This is a genomic window from Cupriavidus sp. P-10, assembly GCF_003402535.2.
Taxonomy (GTDB): domain Bacteria; phylum Pseudomonadota; class Gammaproteobacteria; order Burkholderiales; family Burkholderiaceae; genus Cupriavidus.
On sequence record NZ_AP025171.1, the window covers coordinates 1504908 to 1526846 of the forward strand.

Below are 21939 nucleotides of genomic sequence, written 5' to 3' on the forward strand. Positions count from 1 at the left end.
CTGCGCAACGCCAACCCGCACCGTCAACCCGCACCGTCCAACGGAATGCAACCATGACAGAGCCAATCCTGCAGGTGAAGAACCTGACCACGCGCTTCCACACCGACCGCGGCGTGGTCACCGCGGTGGACCGCGTCTCGTTCGACGTGGCCGCGGGCGAGACGCTGGCGATCGTCGGCGAGTCGGGTTCGGGCAAGAGCGTGACCGCGCTGTCGATCCTTGGCCTGATCCCGCAGCCGCCCGGCGTCATCGAGTCCGGCGAGATCCGCTTCGAAGGACAGGACCTGCTCAGGCTCAGGCCGGCGGCGATGCGCGCCATCCGCGGCAACCGCATCGCGATGGTGTTCCAGGAACCCATGTCGTCGATGAACCCGGCGCTGACCGTGGGCAAGCAGATCGCCGAGCCGATCCGCGTGCACCGGGGCCGCGCCTGGCGCGACGCCTACGAAGAGGCCGCGGAGCTGCTGGCGCAGGTGCAGATCCCGGAGCCGCGCAGCCGCGTGCATGCCTATCCGCATCAGTTTTCCGGCGGCATGCGCCAGCGCGCGATGATCGCGATGGCGCTGGCCTGCAAGCCGAAGCTGATCATCGCCGACGAACCGACCACCGCGCTCGATGTCACCGTGCAGGCGCAGATCCTGGACCTGCTGAAGGGGCTGGCGCAGCAGGCCGGCACGGCGCTGATCCTGATCACGCACGACCTTGGCGTGGTGGCGCGCTATGCCGACCGCGTCGCGGTGATGTACGGCGGGCGGCTGGTGGAGACAGCGTCGGCGGACGAGCTGTACCGCCATCCCGCGCATCCCTACACGCGCGGCCTGATGGCCTGCGTGCCGCGCCTGGACGGCGACACCAGCCAGCCGCTGGTGCCAATCGACGGCCAGCCGCCCGATTTGACCGCGCTGGGCCCGGGCTGCGCCTTCCTGCCACGCTGCCGGCTGGCGCAGGAGCAGTGCCGGCAGGCGCCGCCAGAACTGCGCGCAGTTTCCGACCACCACCTCAAGGCCTGCTTCCTCCATGACGCCCATTGACACGCCCCTGGCGCGCAGCGTCGCGCCGCCGGAACGCCCGCATGGCAGCACAAGCGCCGAGGCGCCGGCCAATTGCCAGCCGGGCCAACCGGGCCAACCGGGCCAGACGTTCCAGCCCGGCAACGTGATCCTGAAGGTCGAAGACCTGAAGGTCCATTTTCCCGTGACGCGCGGCGTGCTGCTCAGGCGCCAGGTCGCCTCGGTCAAGGCCGTCGACGGCGTCTCGTTCACGCTGCGCCGGGGCGAGACGCTGGGACTGGTGGGCGAAAGCGGCTGCGGCAAGTCCACCACCGGGCTGGCCATCATGAAGATGCTGCCTGCCAGCGCGGGACGGATCGCCTTCGACGGCGAGGACCTGGCCGGTTTCAGCCGCGCGCGCGAAAAACACTTCCGCCGCAGCGTGCAGATGGTCTACCAGGATCCGTTCGCGTCGCTGAACCCGCGCATGAAGGTGCGCGACATCATCGCCGAACCGCTGCAGGTACACGGCCTGGCCGGCGATCGTGCCGCGCTGCAGGCGCGCGTGGCCGAGCTGCTCGACATGGTCGGCCTGCTGCCCTACATGGCCGACCGCTATCCGCACGAGTTCTCGGGCGGCCAGCGCCAGCGCATCGGCATCGCGCGCGCGCTGGCGCTGAAACCGAGCCTGATCGTCTGCGACGAACCGGTGTCGGCGCTGGACGTATCGATCCAGGCGCAGGTGGTCAATGTGTTCATGGCGCTGCAGCGCAGCCTGGGCCTGTCCTACCTGTTCATCGCCCATGACCTGGCGGTGGTGCGCCATATCAGCGACCGCATCGCGGTCATGTACCTGGGCCGTATCGTCGAGATCGCCAGCCGTCACCAGCTCTACGCCGAGCCGCGCCATCCGTACACGCGCGCGCTGCTGTCCGCCGTGCCGGTGGCCGACGTGCGCGCCGAACGCCAGCGGCAGCGCATCGTGCTGCAGGGCGAAGTCCCCAGTCCGATGCATCCGCCTTCAGGCTGCCGCTTCCATACACGCTGCCCTTCGGCGATGCCCCACTGCAGCAGCGCCGATCCGGTGCTGCGCGACCAGGGCGACGGGCAGATGGTGGCCTGCCACCTGTACGGCTGAAAGGCAGCGCGCGGCAAACCCGGCGCGACGGCGCCGGATCAGCGCGGTTCAGCGCAGCAGGCCCATCATCATGGGGCGCACGAACAGCTCGGCGGCATTGTCCGAGGTGGCATCGCGGACCCAGCGGCGCAGTTCGACTGCGGCGTTGATCATGCCGTGCACCTGCAGCGCGGCGATCGACTGGTCCAGCGGCCGGATCGAGCCGTCCTGCATGCCCTGCACCAGCAGGCGGACAAAGCGCGTGGACAGCCGCGCCATGTCCTGCATCTTGGCGACGCGCATCTCTTCCGGCAGCGCGCCATAGATGGTCAGCCGCAGCAGCGGCCCCTGGCTGGAGAACTGGTAATGCACCAGCGCGCGCGACACCGCGCACAGCTTGTCCCAGCCGGTGCCGGGCATCTCGTCGACCAGCGTCTGGGTATCGCGGATCACCGCCGACATGCGGTCAAAGCAGGCGGAAATCAGGTCGTCCTTGTTCTCGTTGTGGTGGTAGAACGCGCCCTTGGTCAGGTTCAGCCGGGCCGAGATGCGATCCGCCGAGGCGCCGCGGTAGCCCTGCTCGTTCAGCAGTTCGGTGGCGGCGCGCAGGAACGCCTGCTGCGTCGTTTCCGGCTGGCCCAGTGTCGGCAGCAGCGCGGCAATATCCAGTTCCGGCTGCCACGCGGTGCCCGGCGCGGCAATGCCGTTGAGCACGATGTCCGCCAGCGTCTGCGCGACCTTGGGGTAGTCCGCCGGCTCGTAGCGTTCGATCCAGCTCATCGCGCCGCTGGTCAGCGACAGCAGCAGGTGGGCCCGCGCGCTCAGCGCGCTGCGGTGTGCCGGGTCCTGTGCCGGGTCGGCGGGCGTGGCATCGCGCAGCAGCCCGCGGATCTGCCGGAACATGTCGTTGTAGGCGGAGAACGCCACGTCGGCATGGCTGGCCGGCAGCGCGCGGATTTCGCGGAAGCTCATCAGCTCCGGCCGCTCGCCTGCCGCGGTTCGCGCCAGCCGTGCGACAAACAACGCGATAAAGGCGGCAACGCGCTCGCCGGCGCTGCCGTGCTGCGACGCCGCGCCGGCCAGGCCGCGCATTTCCTCGATCGTGCGCATCAGGCAGGCCAGCACCAGGTCTTCTTTCTTGCGGAAGTAGTACGTGATGCTGTTGGTGTTCAGCCCCACCAGCTGGCCGACGTCAGAGAGGGTCGTGCCGCGCACCCCCTTGCGGTTGAAGAGCGCCGCGGCGGCATCGAGGATGCCCTCGCGCTTTTCGACATAACGGCGGGTCTGCCTGGCTTCCGACTGGTCCGTGAGCATGAGCGGTCCGGTTGCCCGAATCGGGCGAACCGGTTTTTCGAAGATACGTTGCTTTGGATTATAGGTTGGGGGTTTCTGCAGCGGATATCAGGATGATCCCCGCTTTTCCGCACATACCGTATTGTTGAAGCGCCCGGGACGACTACGACGCCGTCTTCGCCCTCGTCCTGGCCGTGCGCTGCACCGGCGCCAGCATGGCCGCGGCAGGCTCGATGCTGTCCGCATTGACCAGCACGCCCGCCGACACGATGTAGGCCGCCGCGCTCTCGATATCCCCGCGCAGCGCCGCGCAGGCCGCGTCGCTGTCGTGCCCGTGCAGCGCCTCGACCAGCATGTCGTGATGCCTGACCGCGACGCGCTCTTCCACGCGGCGCGATCCGGAGCGCAGGTCGTGGTTCAGGATCGGCCCGATGCGCAGCCATTGCGACTCGATCATCTGCAGCAGGATCGGCATTTGCGCCGCCGCGTAGACGGCAAAGTGGAACGCCTGGTTGGCGGCGATGACCGCGGCGCCGTCGGGCCGGGGCTTCGACATCTCGGCCGCGAACCGGCCGCGCAGCGACTCGACCTCCGCCAGTTCGGCATCGGTGATGCGTTCGGCCGCGGTGGCCGTCGCCAACCCCTCCAGCTGGATCCGGATCTTGGTGATTTCCTCGAACTGGCTGACGCTCATGCGCGGCACGCGCAGCGCGCGGTTGGGCGTCAGTTCCAGCGCCTGCTCGGCGACCAGGCGGTGGACCGCCTCGCGCACCGGCATCACGCTCACGCCCAGCGCGGCAGCGATATTGCGCAGCGAAATCTGCTCCCCCGGCATCATCTGGCCGGTGATCAGCAGTTCCCGCAACTGGGTGTAGACGTCACGGCTCAGCGTCTGGCGGGTCAGCGGCGTTACGAGTTCGTTCAGGGGCATGCGGTGAAGCATATCACATAGGGTTATCCGCTATATGAGATCTGTGATCACAGTTTTAATCTTGCTTCCGAAGGCAGGCGAACGCCTGTCGCGAGAACTTTCAAGCACGGGAAGCAAGGAGACCGGAAACATGTGGAAGGATGAATCGCTGGCGGGCAAACGCGTATTGGTGACCGCCGGCGCCGACGGGATCGGCCTGGAGATCACACGGGCTTTCGTGGAAGCCGGTGCCCGCGTTGCGGTATGCGACGTCTCGGGCGCGAGCCTGGAGCGGATTGCGGCGGAGTTGCCCGGCGTGCTGGCGCTCAAGGCCGATGTATCCCGCGAGGACGATGTCGACGCGCTGTTCCAGGCGCTCGATGCGGGACTGGGCGGCCTCGATGTGCTGGTCAACAACGCCGGCGTGGCCGGCCCGACCGGCGGCGTCGAAACGCTGTCACTGGCCGACTGGGAACGCTGCCTCGCGGTCAACATCACCGGCCAGTTCCTGTGCACCCGCGCCGCGGTGCCGCGCCTGCGCCAGGGACGCGCGCCGGCCATCGTCAACCTGTCATCGGCGGCCGGCCATCTCGGCATGCCGGGCCGCTCGGCCTACTCCGCGTCGAAATGGGCCGTGGTGGGTTTCACCAAGTCGCTGGCGCTGGAGCTGGGCGCGGATGGTATCCGGGTCAACACGGTGCTGCCCGGCGCGGTCGACGGCCCGCGTATCCGCGCGGTCATTGCCGCCAAGGCGGAGTCGCTCGGCAAGCCGCTCGACGAAGTCACGCGCAACTACACGTCGCAGGCGGCGCTGGGCCGCATGGTGACGATGCGCGATATCGCCAGCATGGTGCGCTTTGCCTGCAGCGACCAGGCAGCCAACGTTCACGGCCAGGAACTGGTCGTCGACGGCCTGACCCAGGCGCTCAGCTAAGGCGCCCTGCCCCCGCACGCGCCGCCCGCATCCCCCAAACAACGCCAGACCAAAGGAACCACCATGGCCAAGCGAGCCAAAGCCATCATCACCTGCGCGCCGACCGGCGCCATCCACACCCCGAGCATGTCGCCGCACCTGCCGGTGACCGCGGACGAGATCGCACAGGCGGCCATCGACGCCGCGCGCGCCGGCGCCGCCATCCTGCACCTGCATGCGCGCGACCCCAAGGACGGGCGCCCGTCGCAGGACCCCGAGCTGTTCCGCCCCTTCCTCGCCAAAATCAGCGCCGAGACCAACGCGGTGATCAACATCACCACCGGCGGCAGCCCGCACATGACGGTGGAAGAACGCATGCTGCCGGCCACGACCTTCAAGCCCGAACTGGCCTCGCTCAACATGGGCTCGATGAACTTCGGCCTGTTCCCGATGCTGGAGCGCTTCAAGGACTTGCGCCACGACTGGGAGCGCGAACACCTGGAGAACAGCCGCAACCTGATCTTCAAGAACACCTATCAGGACATCGAGAACATCCTGCGAATCGGCAATGCCAACGGCACGCGCTTCGAGTTCGAGTGTTATGACATCAGCCACCTGTACAATCTGCGGCACTTCCTTGACCGCGGCCTGGTCAAGGGCCCCGTGTTTATCCAGTCCGTATTCGGCATCCTGGGCGGCATCGGCCCCGATCCCGAAGACCTGATGCACATGCGCCGCACCGCACAGCGCCTGTTCGGCGACCAGTTCCGCTGGTCGATCCTCGGTGCCGGACGCGGCCAGATCCCGCTGGCGACGATCGGCGCGGCGATGGGGGCCAACGTGCGCGTCGGCCTGGAAGATTCCCTGTGGATCGGCCCGGGCCAGCTGGCGGCATCGAGCGCCGAGCAGGTCACGCGCATCCGCACCGTGCTGGAAGCGCTGAACATCGACGTGGCCACGCCGGACGAAGCCCGCGACATCCTCGACCTCAAGGGCGCGGCAGGCACCGCGTTCTGAACGCCGGCGGGGCCGCAGCGGGCCGGCTCCCCGCCACCATCGACACCCGCCACCTACTGGCGGGCACCGAACACATCAACCAGGCAGGACGGCAGCCGCGCGGCCCGCGAGGCGCAGCGCCGTATCCGCCAATGGAGACCACGCTCATGCAGACCGTACCCGCTCCCGGCGCGCCATCGCTGGCCGCGCCGACAGACCGCCCGCTGACCGGGCTGCTGTTCCGCAAGCTCATGCCCTTGCTGGTGCTGTCGTACGTGATCAGCTTTCTTGATCGCACCAACATTGCCCTGGCCAAGACCCATATCGCCGTCGACCTGAACATCTCGGCGGCCGCGTACGGCCTCGGCGCAGGCCTGTTCTTCCTGAGCTACGCCCTGCTCGAAGTCCCGAGCAACCTGATCATGCATCGGGTCGGGGCGCGCTTCTGGATCACCCGCATCATGGTGACCTGGGGCTTGTTGTCCGCAGCAATGGCCTTTGTCCAAGGCGAGACGTCGTTCTACATCATGCGGGTGCTCCTTGGCGCGGCCGAGGCGGGCCTGTTCCCCGGCGTGATGCTGTACCTGACCTACTGGTTTGGCCGCGAGGACCGCGCGCGGGCAGTCGGCTATTTCCTGCTTGGCGTCTGCATCGCCAACATCGTCAGCGGCCCGCTCGGCGGCGCACTGCTGGGCATGGACGGCATGTGGGGCTTCAAGGGCTGGCAATGGATGTTCGTGCTCGAAGGCCTGCCGGCCGTGTTCCTGGCCGCGGTAGTGTGGAAGAAGCTGCCCGATGGCCCGGAAAGCGCGCCGTGGCTGACGCCGGCGCAGGCGCAGCAAGTCCGCCGCCAACTGGCCGCCGAAGCCGCAGATGGCAGCGCGGGCGCTGGTGGCCACTCGTTCCTGGGCGCCATCCGCGATCCGCAGGTCTGGCTGGCGATCTTCATCTACTTCTGCCACCAGATCGCGATCTATACGGTGATCTTCTTCCTGCCGGGCATTATCGGCACGTACGGCAAGCTCACGCCGCTGGAGATCGGGCTGCTCAACTCCCTGCCGTGGATTGCCGCCGCTATCGGTGCGGCCTTGCTGCCGCGCCACGCCAACACCCCGCAGCGCGGACGCCGCCTGCTGTGCCTGGGCCTGGTCGTGATGGCGGCCGGCCTGCTGATTGCCGCGTTCTCGGGCCCGGTGCTGGCACTGGTCGGCTTCTCGATGACGGCGCTGATGTTCTTCGTGGTGCAGTCGATCGTGTTCCTGTTCCCGTCGTCGCGGCTCACCGGCGTGGCGCTGGCGGGCGGGCTGGCACTGATCAATACCTGCGGCCTGGTCGGCGGCTTTATCGGGCCGTCGACGATGGGCCTGATCGAGCAGGCGACCGGCAGCACGCGCAATGGCCTGGTGATCATGGCCGTGCTGCTGCTGGTAGCCTGCGCGGTGGCGCCGCGCCTGCGCCAGGGGCAGGAACGCTGAGTCTTCAGCGCGCGGGCCCGTCAGGGCTCGTGCGTTGCTGCAGATCCTGCGCCTGCCGGGTGAAACACCGGCAGCCGGAACATGAATTCGCTGCCGCCACTGCGGCGGCGCCTGGCCACCAGCGTACCGCCGTGCGCCTCGACGATCGAGCGGCAGATCGCGAGCCCCATCCCCATGCCGTCGACCTTGGTGGTGAAAAAGGCGTCGAAGACCCGCGGCAGCACGTCTTCGCCAATGCCGGTCCCGTGATCCTGCACGCTGACCACCACGTCGTCCTGCTCGCGGCAGGAAGCCACCAGCAGCTCGCGCTGTTCGACCGGTGTGCCGGCCATGGCGTCGAGCGCGTTGGTGACCAGGTTGAGCACCACTTGCTGGAGCTGCACGCGGTCCGCTTCGACCTGCGCGGCGCCTGCCGCCAGCCGGGTCACCGCCCTGACGTTGTGCGCGTCCAGCTCGGGCCGCACCATGACCAGCACCTCGCGCAGTACCTCGTCCGGCGACAGCGCCGCGAGCACCGCGGGAGTCTGCCGCGCCAGTGCGCGCAGTGCGCGCACGATGTCGGCGGCGCGCAGCGCGTGCTGGCGGATAAAGGCAAAGCCCTCCAGCGCCTCGCCGAGTTCCGGCTGCGGCCGCTTCAGCCAGCGCACGCTGGCATCGACGGTCGCGACAATGGCCGTCAGCGGCTGGTTGACTTCATGGCCGATCGACGCTGCCAGCGTTCCCATCACGGTGAGGTGCGAGGTGCGGGCCAGTTCGGCGCGCGCATCGCGCAGGCTGATCTCGGCGGCCACGCGGCGGTTGTTCTCGCCGATCAGCTGCTCATACAGCCGCGCCGTTTCCAGCGAGAGCGCGACCTGCGGCGCCAGCATTTCCAGTTCGGCGACGTGGTTGGCGCCAAACACGCCGGGGGCGTTGTTGTTCTCCAGGTAGACCGCGCCGATCAGGCTGTCGCCGCGCACCAGCGGCAGGCACAGTACCGAGCGCACCCCGGTGGCAATGGCTGCCTTGGTGCGGATCGACGGGGCGTCGACCATGGCGTCGGCGAGCACCAGCGTCTGGCGCGTACGCAGCACGCTGTTGAGCACCCCCAGCGGCAGCGCATGCTCGGTGGGTGGCGCCGAACCAAGTGCCACCGTCACCTTGCCGTCGAGCACGCGGCCCGAGGCCTCGATCATCGGCTCGCCGTCCCGCATCAGCACCAGCAGGCCGTAGCGGGCACCCGCGTGCAGGATTACGGTGCTCAGCAGGCTTTCGACCAGGCGATCCATCACGATCTCGCTGGACAAGGCACGCGCCGCCTGCCTGCCAAGTTCCCAGCCGACGGCTGGCGGCGCGTACAGCGTGTCGCCGGCCCCTGTCGCGTCGAGCTGCGGATATTGCGCGGCCAGCAGCGTTGCCTTGTGATCGGCGCCCCAGCGCTGGTAGCACGCGCGCGCCAGCCGCAGGTGCTGCCGGGCCCCCGTATGCAGGCCGTGCCCTGCGCACAGCATGCCGGCCAGTTCGTGCGCCAGCGCCTGCTCATGCACGAAGCCCGCCGCGGCGGCCGCCTCCGCCGACTGCTCGTAGCAGGCCAGCGCGCGCAGCGGATCGCCATCCGCCTGTGCCAGCGCGGCATCGACCAGCAACAGCTTGCTGCGGAACGTCAGCGGATTGAGTGCGGCCCAGCGCGCGAAGCAGGCGCGGTGTGCCGCGATGCCGGCGGCGGCCTGCGGTGCCTGCGCGTGCGCCAGCGCAATGCTGAGGAACAGGCGGCAGTCGGCCACGTTGATATGCGCGGGCGCGGACCAGATCAGCGTCTCGGCGTGGCGCAGGCTGTGCACCGCCTGCGCCCACTGCCCGAGGAACGCCGCGGCCATGCCGTCGTACAGGTAGATCCAGAAGCGCGTCGGCAGCGAGTTGCTGCGTGCCAGCCGCTGCGCGGCGGTCCCGCAGTGCGCGACTTCCTCCTGCCACCCGCCCTCGCCGCCCGCCTTGCCGTCCCCGCTGCCGTCCCCGCTGCCGCCCCCCCTGCCGCTCTCCCCACGTTCATCGCCCACGCGCAGCCGCTGCACGAAATGCAGCTGCGAATGCAGGATCAGCTCGATGTCCCGGTACTGGACCTGGCGCGTCAGGGCCAGGCCGCGCGCGATTTCTTCCGCCACCAGGCACAACTGCTCGCCCATGACCAGCAGGTCGGAGGCGATATGGTTGCAGGCATAGCAGGCCATGCCGATATCGCCGGAAGCCCGGCCCAGCGTCACGGCTTGCTGCGCATGGCCAAGGGCATAGGACAGCGGACGCGTCCAGGCGCTGACCTGGTCCACCGCGACCAGCGTTGCGATGCGTCCCGCTTCATAGCCGTGGTGGTCGATCAGCGCCATCGCCGCCTGCCCGTAGGCGAGCCCGTCCTCATACGCCTCGTACAGGCTGGCGATAAACACGCCATACCATGACAGCCCGTACGGAGACTCCGGCGTGGCGCCGTGATTGAGCGTCAGCTCGACCATCTTTGCCACATGCAGGAAGCTGATGCCATCGCGCACGAACAGCGAAGAAATCAGCGTCGACAGCAGCCCCATCACGGCGTGGATGCGCGGGTCTTCGGTGGCGGGCAGCGCCGCCAGGCTGGCGATCGGGCGCGTGCCCAGCACGGCGCGCACGGCGTCACAGGCGTCGCGCATGCGCTGCGCCGACGGCGCGCGCTCCAGGTGCACATCGAGCAGCGCCAGCCCGGACAAGGCGGCGTTGATCGCGCCTTCGTAGTCCGAGCGCACGGTCTGCAGGCTCGCCCGGAGACGGTACACAGCGGCCTGGTCCAGCGCGTTTTGCGCGCGCGCCAACAGCGCGTCGATCCCGTCCGAGGCCGCTTCCACCCGGGCCTGTGCCAGCAGGCATTCGCAACGCAGCAGGTTAACGGCATAAGCCAGCGCATAGTGCGTTTCCCACCAACCTGGCAGCATCAGCGCCTGAGCCGTGTCCGTGTAGTGCAGCGCCTGGCCGATGGCGCCCGAGCGCCAGGCGCGCCGCCCCGCCACCAGCAGCACCTCGACGAAGGCTTCGCGCTGCGGTACCGGCAACGCATGATTGGCGCGGACGGCCACGCGCTCGATCTGGTTGCAGATCTCGAACGCATGGTCCGCCAGATCGCCTCGCCAGTGTTCGATCATGATCTGCGCGATGCGCGCGTGCTCGGCCGGGCGCGCATGCGGCTCGATCATCGAGTACGCGGATTCCAGCACGCGGTCATGCTGGAACGCGTAGCCGCTCGGCACCTGCACCAGCAAGCCGGCCTCGACGAACGGCTGCAGCTGGCTGGCCAGCTGTGCGGCACTGATACTGGCCACGCGGGCCAGCAGGCCGGCATCGCCGCGCAGCCCGACGCAGGCCAGCTGCTGCAGCAGTTCGGTGCCGGCGCGGGGCAGCCTGGCAAAGCGGCGGATCATCAGGTCGACGACGTTGCCGGTGTAGTGCTGGTCGTCGACCTCGTCCGCGCGCCAGTCCCAGCCGGCGCCGCCGGCACGGCGGGTCAGCACGCCGTCGTCGACCAGTGTGCGCAACAACTGGTAGGAAAAGAACGGGTTGCCCGCGGTCCTGTCGTGCACGGCGTGCGCCAGCGCAGCGATGCGCGTGGGCGGCTCATCGAGCGCTGCGCCGACCAGTTTGGCCAGGTCATCGGGTGCCAGCGGCCTGACGGCGATGCGCGTGACCGCCAGCGCGCCGCTGCGGTTGGCATGCAGCAGCCACGAGAAGCGCTGCTCGACGTCCTGGCCGTGGTCCCGGTACGCGGCGACCAGCAGGATGCCGCCGGGACGCTGCACGGTGAAGGCCTCCAGCAGCGCGATGGTAAAGGCATCGGCCCATTGCAGGTCATCGAGGAACAAGACCAGCGGCATGCCCGGTGCGGCAAAGGCGGCAAAGGTCGCCAGCAGCGCAGCCTGCGCGCGGGCCTGCGCCTGCTGCGCGGGCACGTTGGCCAGCGGCGTGGTGCGGCCCAGCACATGCTCGACCTCGGGCACGAGTTCGGCCACCGCCTTGCCCTGCCCCGCCAGCGCGCCGAGCCAGCGCTCGCGCATCGGCGCCAGCGTGGCCGGCGGCGCGTCCAGCAAGCCGAGCGTGAGCGCGTGGATAGCCTGCGCCACTGGCGCGTACGGTATATCGAGCTGGAGCTGGTCGCTCTTGCCGGCGGCAATGCGGGCGCCGGTCTGCGCGGCGGCCTGGCGCGAGAATTCGCTGGCCAGCAAGGACTTGCCGGTGCCGGCGGCGCCGGCGATCAGCACCAGCTCGGATTTGCCGCCCTGGCACACGCGGCCCAGCGCGTCGGTCAGCAGCGCCATCTCGCGGGCGCGCCCGACCAGGCGCACTGGCGCTTGCAGCGCTGGCTTGTCCGTCACTGCCCGACCTGGCAGAGGCCGAGTTGCTGTGCCATCAGCACCAGCTCGGCAAAGGTGCGCGCCTTCATCTTGCGCATGGCGTGGCCACGATGGATCTTGACCGTCACCTCGCTGATGCCGATCTCCGCCGCGATCTGCTTGTTCAGCAGGCCCGACACCGCCAGGCCTATGACCTCGGCCTCACGCGGCGAAAGGGCCTCGTAGTTGATGCGCAAGGCGTCAGCCTTGCGCGCGCCTTCGCGGCGCAGGCGGTCCTTGGCCAGCGCGGCGCCCACGGCGTCGAGCAGGTCCTGGTCGCGGTACGGCTTGGGAATGAAGTCCACGGCGCCCGCCTTCATCGCGGCCACGCTCATGGCGATGTCGCCATAGCCCGTCATGAAGATGATGGGCAGCGGCACGCCCATTTGCGCCAGCCGGCCCTGCAGGTCCAGGCCGCTGGGGCCGCGCAGCCTGACATCGAGTAGCAGGCAGCATGGCGTATCCGGCAAGCGAAAGGCGAGCAGTTCGGCGGCGGACGCGAACAGCACCGCGTCCAGGCCGACCGAGCGGAACAGGTTGCCCAGCGCATGGCGCACGCCGGCATCGTCGTCGACGACCAGTACGGTCGCGTCATCGCAGGCACTGTCGTCGGCAGGCTCCAGGCTTTGGGATGTCACGGGTCTGATCTCCAGTGCATGCGTGCGTGGTCGCACGAGCAGCGGATTATAACCAGCAGACCGCCATCGGCAACGACCGACATTCCAGCAAGGGGGAGATGTACAGGTCACTCATACCATTGTGTTAGTCCGACGCGCGCCGGTGCCGAACCGTGCGCCCGATTCCGGTGCAACCTGCCGGTGCAAGCCGGTGCAAGCCGGTGCAAGCCGGTGCAAGCCGGTGCAAGCCGGTGCAAGCCGGTGCAATCGGCCGGTGCAATCGTGCCCGGGCCGACTAATACCATCATGCAATGGCGATCCCTGCGCTTGCCGTCTAGTCTTCTATCCGGGCTGCGCTGCCGTGCCGTCCGCCGGTCGAAGTCCTGACCCCGCAAAACAGCGGCCACCCCGGCGGCACGCAAGCCGGCTCCCCCGGCACCCGCGAGGTGCCTTCATCCTGCTTCCCGATTCCAGGAGGGATTGATCGATGAAAACCATCACCACCCAAGACGGTACCCGCATCTTCTACAAGGACTGGGGCGCGGGCCAGCCGGTCGTGTTTTCGCATGGCTGGCCACTGAATGCCGATGCATGGGACGCGCAGATGCTGTTCTTCGAGCGCCAGGGCTTCCGCGTGATCGCCCATGACCGCCGCGGGCACGGCCGCTCGGACCAGCCCGCGCAGGGCAACGACATGGACACCTACGCGGACGACCTCGCCGCGCTGATCGAGGCGCTGGACCTGCGCGATGCGGTGCTGGTCGGCCACTCCACCGGTGGCGGCGAGGTGACGCACTACCTCGGCCGCCACGGCACCGGGCGCGTGGCGAAGGCAGTGCTGATCGGCGCGGTGCCGCCGCTGATGCTCAAGACCGACGCCAACCCGGGCGGCCTGCCGCTGGACGTGTTCGACGGCATCCGCAAAGGCGTGGCCGATAACCGCTCGCAGTTCTACCAGGACCTGGCGCTGCCGTTCTTCGGCTTCAACCGTCCGGGCGCCAAGGTCTCGCAGGGCACCATCGATGCCTTCTGGGCGCAGGGCATGGCCGGCGGCATTGTCGGGCAGTACGCCTGCATCCGCGAATTCTCTGAAGTCGACTACACCGAAGACCTGAAGAAGATCGACGTGCCCACGCTGATCCTGCATGGCGACGACGACCAGATCGTGCCGATCGACGCCTCGGCCAGGCGCGCCGCCGAACTGGTCAAGGGTGCGACGCTCAAGGTCTACCCCGGCGCGTCGCACGGCATGTGCGTGGTCAATGCCGACCAGGTCAATGCCGACCTGCTCGCCTTCGTGAAGGGCTGAGCAACGATGTCGTTGAGAACGGTTACCCGCCGGCAATTCATTGGCACCGCGGCCGCGCTTGGCGCGGCCGCATCTCAGGATATCTTCGGCATGCAGCCCGGCACCGCACCCAGCCTCATCCTCGTCAACGGCAAGTTCACCACGCTCGACAAGTCCAACCCGCAGGCGGACGCCGTGGCCGTCCGCGACGGGCGCTTCGTGGCCGTCGGCACGCGCCAGGACGTGATGAAGCTGGCCGGCGCGCAGACGCAGGTGGTGGACCTGAACGGCCGGCGGGCCATCCCCGGGCTGATCGACAGCCACATGCACATCATCCGCGGCGGCCTGAACTACAACATGGAGCTGCGCTGGGACGGCGTGCGCTCGCTGGCTGACGCCATGCGCATGCTGAAGGACCAGGTCGCGCGCACGCCGGCACCGCAGTGGGTGCGCGTGGTCGGCGGCTTTACCGAGCACCAGTTCGCCGAGAAGCGGCTGCCGACCATCGACGAACTGAACGCGGTGGCGCCCGATACCCCGGTGTTCATCCTGCACCTGTACGACCGCGCCATCCTCAACGGCGCGGCGCTGCGCGCGGTAGGCTATACCAAAGACACGCCCAACCCGCCGGGCGGCGAGATCGTGCGCGATGCGCGCGGCAACCCCATCGGGCTGCTGCTGGCCAAGCCGAACGCCACCATCCTGTATGCGACGCTGGCCAAGGGCCCCAAGCTGCCGCCCGAGTACCAGAAGAACTCGACGCGCCATTTCATGCGCGAGGTCAACCGGCTCGGCGTGACCGGCGTGATCGATGCGGGCGGCGGATACCAGAACTATCCCGAGGACTACAGCATCATCGAGGAGCTGCACAAGGACGGGCAGCTGACGGTGCGGCTGGCGTACAACCTGTTCACGCAGAAGCCCAGGGAAGAACTGAACGACTTCAAGACCTGGACCGCCAAGGTCAAGCCGGGCCAGGGCGACGACCTCTACCGCCACAACGGCGCGGGCGAGATGCTGGTCTACACCGCGGCCGACTTCGAGGACTTCCGCGTCGAGCGCCCCGACATGGCGCCGTCGATGGAAGCTGACCTGGAGCCCGTGATCCGCCTGCTGGCGGAGAAGCGCTGGCCGTGGCGGCTGCATGCCACCTATGACCAGACCATCTCCCGCGCGCTCGATGTCTATGAGAAGGTGGCCAAGGACATTCCCTTCGACGGCCTGAACTGGTTCTTCGACCACGCCGAGACCATCTCCGACCGCAATATCGACCGCATCGCCGCGCTCGGCGGCGGCATCGCCGTGCAGCACCGCATGGCCTACCAGGGCGAGTACTTTGTCGAGCGCTACGGCGCACGCGCCGCCGAGGCCACGCCGCCGGTGAAGAAGATGCTGGAAAAAGGCGTCAAGGTCGGCGCCGGCACCGATGCCACGCGCGTGGCCTCGTACAACCCGTGGGTTTCGCTGTACTGGCTCACCACCGGCAAGACCGTGGGCGGCATGGCGATGTACCCGCAGGCCAACCTGCTCGACCGCGAGACCGCGCTGCGGCTGTGGACCGAGGCGAACACGTGGTTCTCCTCGGAAGTCGGCAAGAAGGGCCAGATCAAGGCCGGCCAGCTCGCCGACCTGGCGGTGCTGTCCTCTGACTACTTCAGCGTGCCCGGCGACGAGATCCAGGACATCACCTCGGTGCTGACCATCCTCGGCGGCAAGGTGGTCTATGGCGATTCGGACTTCAGCAAGCTGTCGCCCGCGCTGCCTCCCGCCATGCCGGACTGGTCGCCGGTGCGGCACGTCGGCGGCTACCAGCCGCGGCCGGAAGCGCGCAAGCTGGCGCTGAACACGGCGTGCGGGTGCGCGAGTTCGTGCGGTGTCCACGGCCACGCGCATGCCAAAGCCTGGACCTCGGGCGTGCCGACCTCGGACGAGAGCACGTTCTGGGGCGCGCTGGGCTGTTCCTGCTGGGCGTTCTGACCTGCTGCCGACCGCAGCCAACCGAGACCGGCCATGCCTGAACCGATGACTTCCCTTCCCCTGGTGCCAGCCAGTGCCGCCGGGCTGCCGCGCTGGATGCGCTGGCTGCGCTGGCTGCGCTGGGTAGGCCTGCTGCTGCTGTGCGCGGCCTACCTGCAGGGCGGCCTGTTCAAGCTGGCCGACTTTCCCGGCGCGGTGGCCGAGATGCGGCACTTCGGGCTGAACCCGCCGGTGCCGCTGGCAATCGCCACCATCGTGCTCGAGCTGGGCGCGTGCGCCATGATCCTGCTGGGCTGGCGGCGCTGGCTGGGCGCGCTGGCGCTGGCGGCGTTCACGGCCGGCGCGACCTTCATCGCAAACCGCTTCTGGGAAGCGCCGCCAGAAGCCCGCTTCATGATGACCAACGCGTTCTTCGAACACCTGGGCCTGGCCGGCGGCTTCCTGCTGGTGGCCTGGCACGACCTGCGCGAGCGCGCAACCCGGCACGGCTGACCAAGATGGCAGAGCAAGCAACGCACTCCCCTTCCCGCCCCGCCGATGGCGGCACCTTCGCGCCGCTGGCGCAGGCCACGTTTGCCGTGCTGTGGGCGGCGACCATCCTCGGCAACGTCGGCAGCTTTATGCGCGACGTGGCCAGCGCCTGGCTGGTCACCGACCTGTCGTCGTCGCCGGCCGCGGTCGCGACGATCCAGGCCGCGGCAACGCTGCCGGTGTTCCTGCTGGCGATCCCGGCCGGCGTGCTGTCCGACATCCTCGACCGGCGCCGCTTCCTGATCGCGATCCAGGTCGGGCTGGCGCTGGTCAGCGGCACGCTGATGATGCTGGCCTGGCGCAATGCGCTGACGATCGAGATCCTGATCGCCATGGCGTTCCTTGGCGGCATCGGTGCGGCGCTGATGGGGCCGACCTGGCAGTCGATCGTGCCCGAACTGGTGCCGCAGCAGGAACTCAAGCGCGCGGTTGCGCTCAATGCGCTGGGTGTCAACATCGCCCGCGCGATCGGCCCGGCCGCGGGCGGCCTGCTGCTGGCGGCGTTCGGCGCGGCCGTTACCTATGGCATGGACCTGCTCAGCTATGTCTTCGTGGTCGCCGCGCTGCTGTGGTGGAAACGCCCGGCACGCGCCGCCGACCCGCTGCGCGAGCATTTCCTCGGTGCGTTCCGCGCCGGGCTGCGCTTTACCCGCGCCCACAGCAAGCTGCATGTCGTGCTGGCGCGGGCCGCAGTGCACTTTGCCTTTGGCAGCAGCATCTGGGCGCTGTTGCCGCTGGTGGCCAGGCAACTGCTGAAAGGCGGCGCCAGCCTCTATGGCGTGCTGCTGGGCGCGGTCGGGCTGGGCGCGATCCTCGGTGCACTGGTCATGCCGCGGCTGCAGCGGCGCCTGGACGCGGACGGGCTGATGTTGCTCTCTGCCTGCGCGACCGCGGTGGTGATGGCCGGGCTATGCGTGGCGCCGCCGGTCTGGATCGCGCTGTTGCTGCTGCTGTTCCTGGGTGCGGCATGGATCATCGCGCTGACGACTTTGGGCGGCGTGGCGCAGGCGATCCTGCCCAACTGGGTGCGCGGGCGCGCGCTGGCGGTCTACCAGATGGTGTTCAACGGCGCGATGGCGGCGGGCAGCCTGGTGTGGGGCCTTGTCGCGCAGGCACTGGGGACGCCCGGCGGGCTGCTGGTGGCCGCGGCAGGCATGCTGGTGGCAGCGCTGCTGCTGCACCGGCTGCGCCTGCCCCGCGGCGAAGATGACCTGGGACCGGCACGGCACTGGCCCGAACCCGAAGGCGCCGCGGCTATCGCGCATGACCGCGGCCCGGTCATGATCCTGATCGAATACTGCGTGCGTGCGCCCGACCGCGACGCCTTCCTGCGCGCGGTGCACCAGCTTTCCGAAGAACGGCTGCGCGACGGGGCCTTCGACTGGGGCGTGATGGAAGACCCGGCCGACCCGGAGTTGCTGACGGAGTGGTTCCTGGTCGAATCATGGGCCGAGCATTTGCGCCAGCACGAGCGCGTGCCCCACGCCGATGCCGACCTGCAGCGCGAGGTGACGCGCTTCCATGTCGGCGACAAGCCGCCGCGCGTGCGGCACCTGCTGGGCGTCGGATTGCCGCCGGCTCCTGCGGCGCGCCACTGATTCCCATGCTCTTGTTGTCACGCGCCTGCCTCAGGGAATCCGTGTGAATGCCATCCCGGTCATTGCCATCGTCGACGACGACGCTGCCGTGCGGCATGCAATGGGCGGGCTGGTGCGCGCCTTCGACATGGCGGTGGAGTTGTACGCGGGTGGGCCGGCGCTGCTGCAGTCGTCATCGATCGACTGCATCGACTGCGTGATCACGGATGTGCAGATGCCCGGCATGAATGGCTTCGCACTGTGCGAAGCGCTGCGTGGGCGCGGGTTGCGCATGCCGGTCATCTTCATGACGGCGTACGACCTGCAGGACCTTGCGCGGCGCGCGCAGGCCGTGGGGGCGGCCTGCTTCCTCAGCAAGCCGTTTGACGATACCGAGGTACTCCGGTGCATCGAGCGTGCGCTGGCGATGCACCGGGGATCATTACGCCCCGGGCCGGATCAGGCCAGCGCCGGATAGTCGACGTAGCCATGCGGGCCGCTTCCGCCATAGAGCGAAGCGTCCTCGAACGGCTTGTTCAGCGGCTGGTTCTCGCGGAAGCGGCGCGGCAGGTCGGGGTTGGTGATCATCTTGCGGCCGAACGACACCATGTCGGCGCGGCCGCTGCGGATGGCCTCCTCGGCCATCTCCTTCGAATAGCCGTTGTTGACCATCCACACGCCGCTGTACAGGCGGTGCAGCGCTTCGTAGTCGAACGGCACGTTGTCGCGCGGGCCGCCGGTGTGGCCTTCCACGACGTGGATATACACCGGGTGCAGCTTTTCCAGTTCGCGCACGACATGCTCGAACAGCGGCTGCGGGTTGCTTTCCAGCGCGTCGTTGACCGGCGACACCGGCGCCAGGCGCACGCCGACGCGTTCGGCACCGATCTCCGCGATCACCGCGGCCATGACTTCGAGCAGGAAGCGCGCGCGGTTTTCGATGCTGCCGCCATAGGCGTCGGTGCGCTTGTTGGTGCCGTCGCGCAGGAAGGCGTCGAGCAGGTAGCCGTGGGCGCCATGGACTTCCACGCCGTCGAAGCCGGCACGGACGGCGTTGGCCGCGGCGGTGCGGAAGTCATCGACGATGCCGGCGATCTCGCTCGCCTCCAGCGCGCGGGGCAACGAGCATTCGACGTAGCCCTGGCCATTGATAAAGGTCTTGGCATTGGCCGCGATGGCCGACGGTGCCACCGGCGCCTGGTTGTCCGGCTGGAAATGCGTGTGCGACATGCGTCCGGTGTGCCAGATCTGCAGGAAGATCCTGCCGCCCTTCGCGTGCACCGCGTCGGTCACCTGCTTCCACGCTGCAATCTGCTCGGGCGTGTAGACGCCCGGCGTATTGGTGTAGCCCTGGGCCGTGGTCGAGACCTGCGTGGCCTCGGCGATGATCAGGCCCACGCTGGCGCGCTGGCTGTAGTACTCGACCACCATGTCGGTCGGCACCAGGTCGTCGTCGGCGCGGCTGCGCGTGAGCGGTGCCATGGCCATGCGGTTGGCGAGTTCGAGCTTGCCCAGCCTGGCCGGCTGGAACAGCGCATCTGCGAGAAAGGCTTCGTTCTGTGCACCCATGAATCGCTTACTCCGAGGTTGGTGAATGGCCGGCCGCAGCAGCATCAGCAGCAGCGGCCGGCTGGAACAGGTGGTTGAACATCAGGTCGACGCTGCGGCGCAGCGGCTCGACCGAGCGTTCGAGCTTCATGCGCAGCAAGGCGCCTTCCCAGGTATCCCAGGCCAGGCCGGACAGTTCGGCGGCCGCGATATCCGTGCGGATGGCGCCGTCCGCCTGGGCTTCGGCAATCATCCCGGCCAGGCGCTCGCGCCAGGCCAGTTGCGCGGCCTGCAGCGCGGCACGGCAGGTCTCGCTCGACGAGGCGATCTCCGCCGCGAAGTTGCCGACCAGGCAGCCGGCCCGCTCCGTCCTGGATTCATGGTGGGCAACCATCTGGTCGAACACATAGCGGATTGCCGCCATCGGCTGCGGGGGTGCCGCTTCCATCATGGCTTCCCACGACCGCTGCAGGTACGCCGCGTACTGCGCGATGATCGCCGCGGCGAACGCTTCCTTGCTGTCGAAATGGTTGTAGAACGACCCTTTCGGCACGCCGGCATGGTCGGTGATCTGCTGGATGCCGGTGGCGTTGTAGCCATGGCGCGAAAACAGTTCGCGCCCCGCCTTGGTCAGGCGGTTCGGGATGTCGGTCTTGTCTGCGGTGCGGGCCATGGGATGAATAATATGACCAGTCGTCTTAAAAAGTCAAACACCAGAAAAGCGGCGAATTCGCCACCCAAAATGCAGTCTGTCTGGTGAAGATGCTGTTCCCTCTACCTTGGTTCGGCAGGCCGCACTTCATAGAATGAAGTTGCCTCTTGGAAAAAGCGGCCCGGATCCCGCCGCAGCAACCGCCATGCAAGCTGTCGCTTATCCCTACCAGCCGGTGCCGGAACGGGGCACCACGCGCTGCTTCGTGCTGGCCCTGCTGATGCACCTGTTGCTGGGTGCCCTGCTCTACTACGGCGTGCGCTGGCGCAACGCAGTGCCCGAGGGTGTGACAGCCGAATTGTGGGAAGCCGTGCCCGAAATCGTCATGCCCCCGCCCGCGGTCAAGCCGGCGCCGACGCCAAAGCCGGTCGAGGAAGACGCCGATATCTCCCTGCAGGAAAAGCAGCGCAAGGCCGAACGTGCCGCCCGCGACGACGCCCAGCAGGCACGCCAGCGTGAAAATCAGGCCCGCGCCGATGCGGCCCGCAAGGAGGCACAACGCAAGGCACAGGAAGAACAACGCCAGGCCGACAGCACGCGGCGCCAGGGCGAACTCGCGCGCCTGCAGGCCCAGGCAGGCCACGCCAACGCGGGAACGGGTTCGGGCACGTCCGCACGGCCTTCGTCCGGCTATGCCGAGCGGGTCCGGCAGCGGGTCAAGCCAAACATCATCTTCAACGAGGATGTCCCCGGCAATCCGGCGGCGGTGGTGGCGGTGCATATGGCGCCGGACGGGTCGGTGCTGTCGACGCGGCTGGCCAAGTCAAGCGGCAACGCCGGCTGGGACAACGCCGTGCTGCGCGCCGTTGCGCGCTCGGACCCGCTGCCGCGCGACGAGAACGGTGTCGCGCCCTCTAACATCAACATCACGTTCTGGCCCAAGGACCAGGGCGGCTAGCCGCGGCGCCGTGCGCAACGAAAGGGAAAAACAGAAGGGGAAACAAGAGGGGGTGGTGCCCATGGGCAGGATCGAACTGCCGACCTCTCCCTTACCAAGGGAGTGCTCTACCACTGAGCCACATGGGCATACACGCTCCGGCGAAAACCGGAAGGATTTGGAGCGGGAGACGAGTCTCGAACTCGCGACCTCAACCTTGGCAAGGTTGCGCTCTACCAACTGAGCTACTCCCGCGTACTTTGGCTCCCCGACCTGGGCTCGAACCAGGGACCTGCGGATTAACAGTCCGTCGCTCTACCGACTGAGCTATCGGGGAATTCATCGCGTTTTCAGCGAAGCGCGGATTCTACAACAACTTTGACGCATTGTGTAAGGGGGTAGCGAAAACTATGCGATGGACACAGCGATTGCGCATCCGGCAACTGCACGTCCTTGTCGAACTGCACCGCATCCGGAACCTGAGCCGGACCGCAGCGAACCTCGACATGACCCAGTCCGCCCTGTCGAAGTGGCTGGCTGAACTGGAGGACGACCTCGGCGTCCCATTGTTCGAACGGGAGCCCAAGGGCATCAGGCCGACCGCGTGGTCGCCTGACGGTTCGCCCGCCAGGCGGACGCATTCCATGAATGCCCGGCGCGGTCCGTAAGCCTCGTCGTCAGCGCGCGTGAGAAGGCCGATGTTGCCCCTGCCGGCATGAAAGAACGCAGTC

At 68.3% G+C, this 21939-nt stretch carries 18 protein-coding genes and 3 tRNA genes; 12 read left to right on the forward strand and 9 right to left on the reverse strand.

Translation table 11 applies throughout. The features are described from left to right. The first annotated feature begins 53 nt into the window (after nt 1–53). Both CTP10_RS23870 and CTP10_RS23875 read left to right on the forward strand, forming a co-directional pair. A complete protein-coding gene (locus tag CTP10_RS23870; protein ID WP_116321725.1) occupies nt 54–1031 on the forward strand; it encodes an ABC transporter ATP-binding protein in 978 nt (325 codons plus the stop codon). Further along, nucleotides 1018–2127 carry an ABC transporter ATP-binding protein gene (locus CTP10_RS23875; protein WP_116321726.1) on the forward strand — a complete coding sequence of 370 codons (1110 nt, stop codon included), beginning with the start codon at nt 1018–1020 and terminating at the stop codon, nt 2125–2127. The genes CTP10_RS23870 and CTP10_RS23875 overlap by 14 nt, the downstream gene beginning before the upstream one ends. A 48-nt stretch (nt 2128–2175) precedes the next feature. Here CTP10_RS23875 and CTP10_RS23880 read toward each other — a convergent pair whose 3' ends face one another. Next, a complete protein-coding gene (locus CTP10_RS23880) occupies nt 2176–3420 on the reverse strand; it encodes a TetR/AcrR family transcriptional regulator (RefSeq protein ID WP_116321727.1) in 1245 nt (414 codons plus the stop codon). Between the two features lie 142 nt (nt 3421–3562). Then, nucleotides 3563–4330, reverse strand: a complete 768-nt coding sequence (locus CTP10_RS23885) for a GntR family transcriptional regulator (protein ID WP_116321728.1) — start codon at nt 4328–4330, stop codon at nt 3563–3565. A gap of 130 nt (nt 4331–4460) precedes the next feature. On the opposite strand from CTP10_RS23885, the gene CTP10_RS23890 reads away from it, so the two are divergent. The 3 genes from CTP10_RS23890 to CTP10_RS23900 all read left to right on the forward strand — a co-directional run bounded on the left by CTP10_RS23890 (nt 4461) and on the right by CTP10_RS23900 (nt 7693). Further along, nucleotides 4461–5243, forward strand: a complete 783-nt coding sequence (locus CTP10_RS23890) for an SDR family oxidoreductase (RefSeq protein ID WP_116321729.1) — start codon at nt 4461–4463, stop codon at nt 5241–5243. A 63-nt stretch (nt 5244–5306) separates the two neighbouring features. Then, nucleotides 5307–6239: a 3-keto-5-aminohexanoate cleavage protein gene (locus CTP10_RS23895; protein WP_116321730.1), complete on the forward strand. Its 933-nt coding sequence runs from the start codon at nt 5307–5309 to the stop codon at nt 6237–6239. Nucleotides 6240–6385: 146 nt separating this feature from the next. Further along, nucleotides 6386–7693, forward strand: coding sequence for an MFS transporter (locus tag CTP10_RS23900; RefSeq protein ID WP_116321731.1), 1308 nt, complete (start codon nt 6386–6388; stop codon nt 7691–7693). 20 nt (nt 7694–7713) lie between these two features. Here CTP10_RS23900 and CTP10_RS23905 read toward each other — a convergent pair whose 3' ends face one another. Continuing rightward, entirely contained in the window at nt 7714–12063 is a 4350-nt protein-coding gene (locus CTP10_RS23905) for a trifunctional serine/threonine-protein kinase/ATP-binding protein/sensor histidine kinase (protein WP_233528265.1), read from the reverse strand. After that, entirely contained in the window at nt 12060–12719 is a 660-nt protein-coding gene (locus CTP10_RS23910; protein ID WP_116321732.1) for a response regulator transcription factor, read from the reverse strand. Before CTP10_RS23910 ends, CTP10_RS23905 begins: the two co-directional genes overlap by 4 nt. A 466-nt stretch (nt 12720–13185) precedes the next feature. On the opposite strand from CTP10_RS23910, the gene CTP10_RS23915 reads away from it, so the two are divergent. From CTP10_RS23915 to CTP10_RS23935, 5 genes are all read left to right on the forward strand, one after another. After that, a complete protein-coding gene (locus CTP10_RS23915) occupies nt 13186–14007 on the forward strand; it encodes an alpha/beta fold hydrolase (RefSeq protein WP_116321733.1) in 822 nt (273 codons plus the stop codon). A gap of 90 nt (nt 14008–14097) precedes the next feature. Next, nucleotides 14098–15963, forward strand: a complete 1866-nt coding sequence (locus tag CTP10_RS23920) for an amidohydrolase (RefSeq protein ID WP_271815708.1) — start codon at nt 14098–14100, stop codon at nt 15961–15963. A 33-nt stretch (nt 15964–15996) separates the two neighbouring features. Then, nucleotides 15997–16455, forward strand: coding sequence for a DoxX family protein (locus CTP10_RS23925; RefSeq protein WP_442875133.1), 459 nt, complete (start codon nt 15997–15999; stop codon nt 16453–16455). 5 nt (nt 16456–16460) lie between these two features. Further along, the gene (locus CTP10_RS23930; protein WP_271815709.1) at nt 16461–18092 is read left to right on the forward strand and encodes an MFS transporter; all 1632 of its coding nucleotides are present in this window, start codon (nt 16461–16463) and stop codon (nt 18090–18092) included. 43 nt (nt 18093–18135) lie between these two features. After that, the gene (locus CTP10_RS23935) at nt 18136–18549 is read left to right on the forward strand and encodes a response regulator transcription factor (RefSeq protein WP_233528350.1); all 414 of its coding nucleotides are present in this window, start codon (nt 18136–18138) and stop codon (nt 18547–18549) included. Here CTP10_RS23935 and CTP10_RS23940 read toward each other — a convergent pair. Continuing rightward, complete coding sequence (locus CTP10_RS23940) at nt 18531–19640, reverse strand: alkene reductase (RefSeq protein WP_116322686.1); 1110 nt, start codon at nt 19638–19640, stop codon at nt 18531–18533. The genes CTP10_RS23935 and CTP10_RS23940 overlap by 19 nt on opposite strands. 7 nt (nt 19641–19647) lie before the next feature. Continuing rightward, nucleotides 19648–20292 (reverse strand): TetR/AcrR family transcriptional regulator, encoded by a 645-nt coding sequence (locus tag CTP10_RS23945; protein ID WP_116322687.1) that lies wholly within the window; start codon nt 20290–20292, stop codon nt 19648–19650. 184 nt (nt 20293–20476) lie between these two features. Between CTP10_RS23945 and tolA the strand changes: the two genes are divergently transcribed. Then, the gene (gene tolA / locus CTP10_RS23950; RefSeq protein ID WP_116322688.1) at nt 20477–21229 is read left to right on the forward strand and encodes a cell envelope integrity protein TolA; all 753 of its coding nucleotides are present in this window, start codon (nt 20477–20479) and stop codon (nt 21227–21229) included. A gap of 53 nt (nt 21230–21282) precedes the next feature. Here the strand turns inward: tolA and CTP10_RS23955 are convergent. The 3 genes from CTP10_RS23955 to CTP10_RS23965 form a co-directional block, all read right to left on the reverse strand. Continuing rightward, nucleotides 21283–21357, reverse strand: a tRNA-Thr gene (locus tag CTP10_RS23955). A gap of 30 nt (nt 21358–21387) precedes the next feature. Next, nucleotides 21388–21463 (reverse strand) — tRNA-Gly (locus CTP10_RS23960). A 6-nt stretch (nt 21464–21469) separates the two neighbouring features. Continuing rightward, nucleotides 21470–21545, reverse strand: a tRNA-Asn gene (locus CTP10_RS23965). 91 nt (nt 21546–21636) lie between these two features. On the opposite strand from CTP10_RS23965, the gene CTP10_RS23970 reads away from it, so the two are divergent. Next, on the forward strand, nt 21637–21876 hold the full coding sequence (locus tag CTP10_RS23970) for a helix-turn-helix domain-containing protein (RefSeq protein WP_233528351.1): 240 nt from the start codon (nt 21637–21639) through the stop codon (nt 21874–21876). Nucleotides 21877–21939 lie beyond the last annotated feature (63 nt).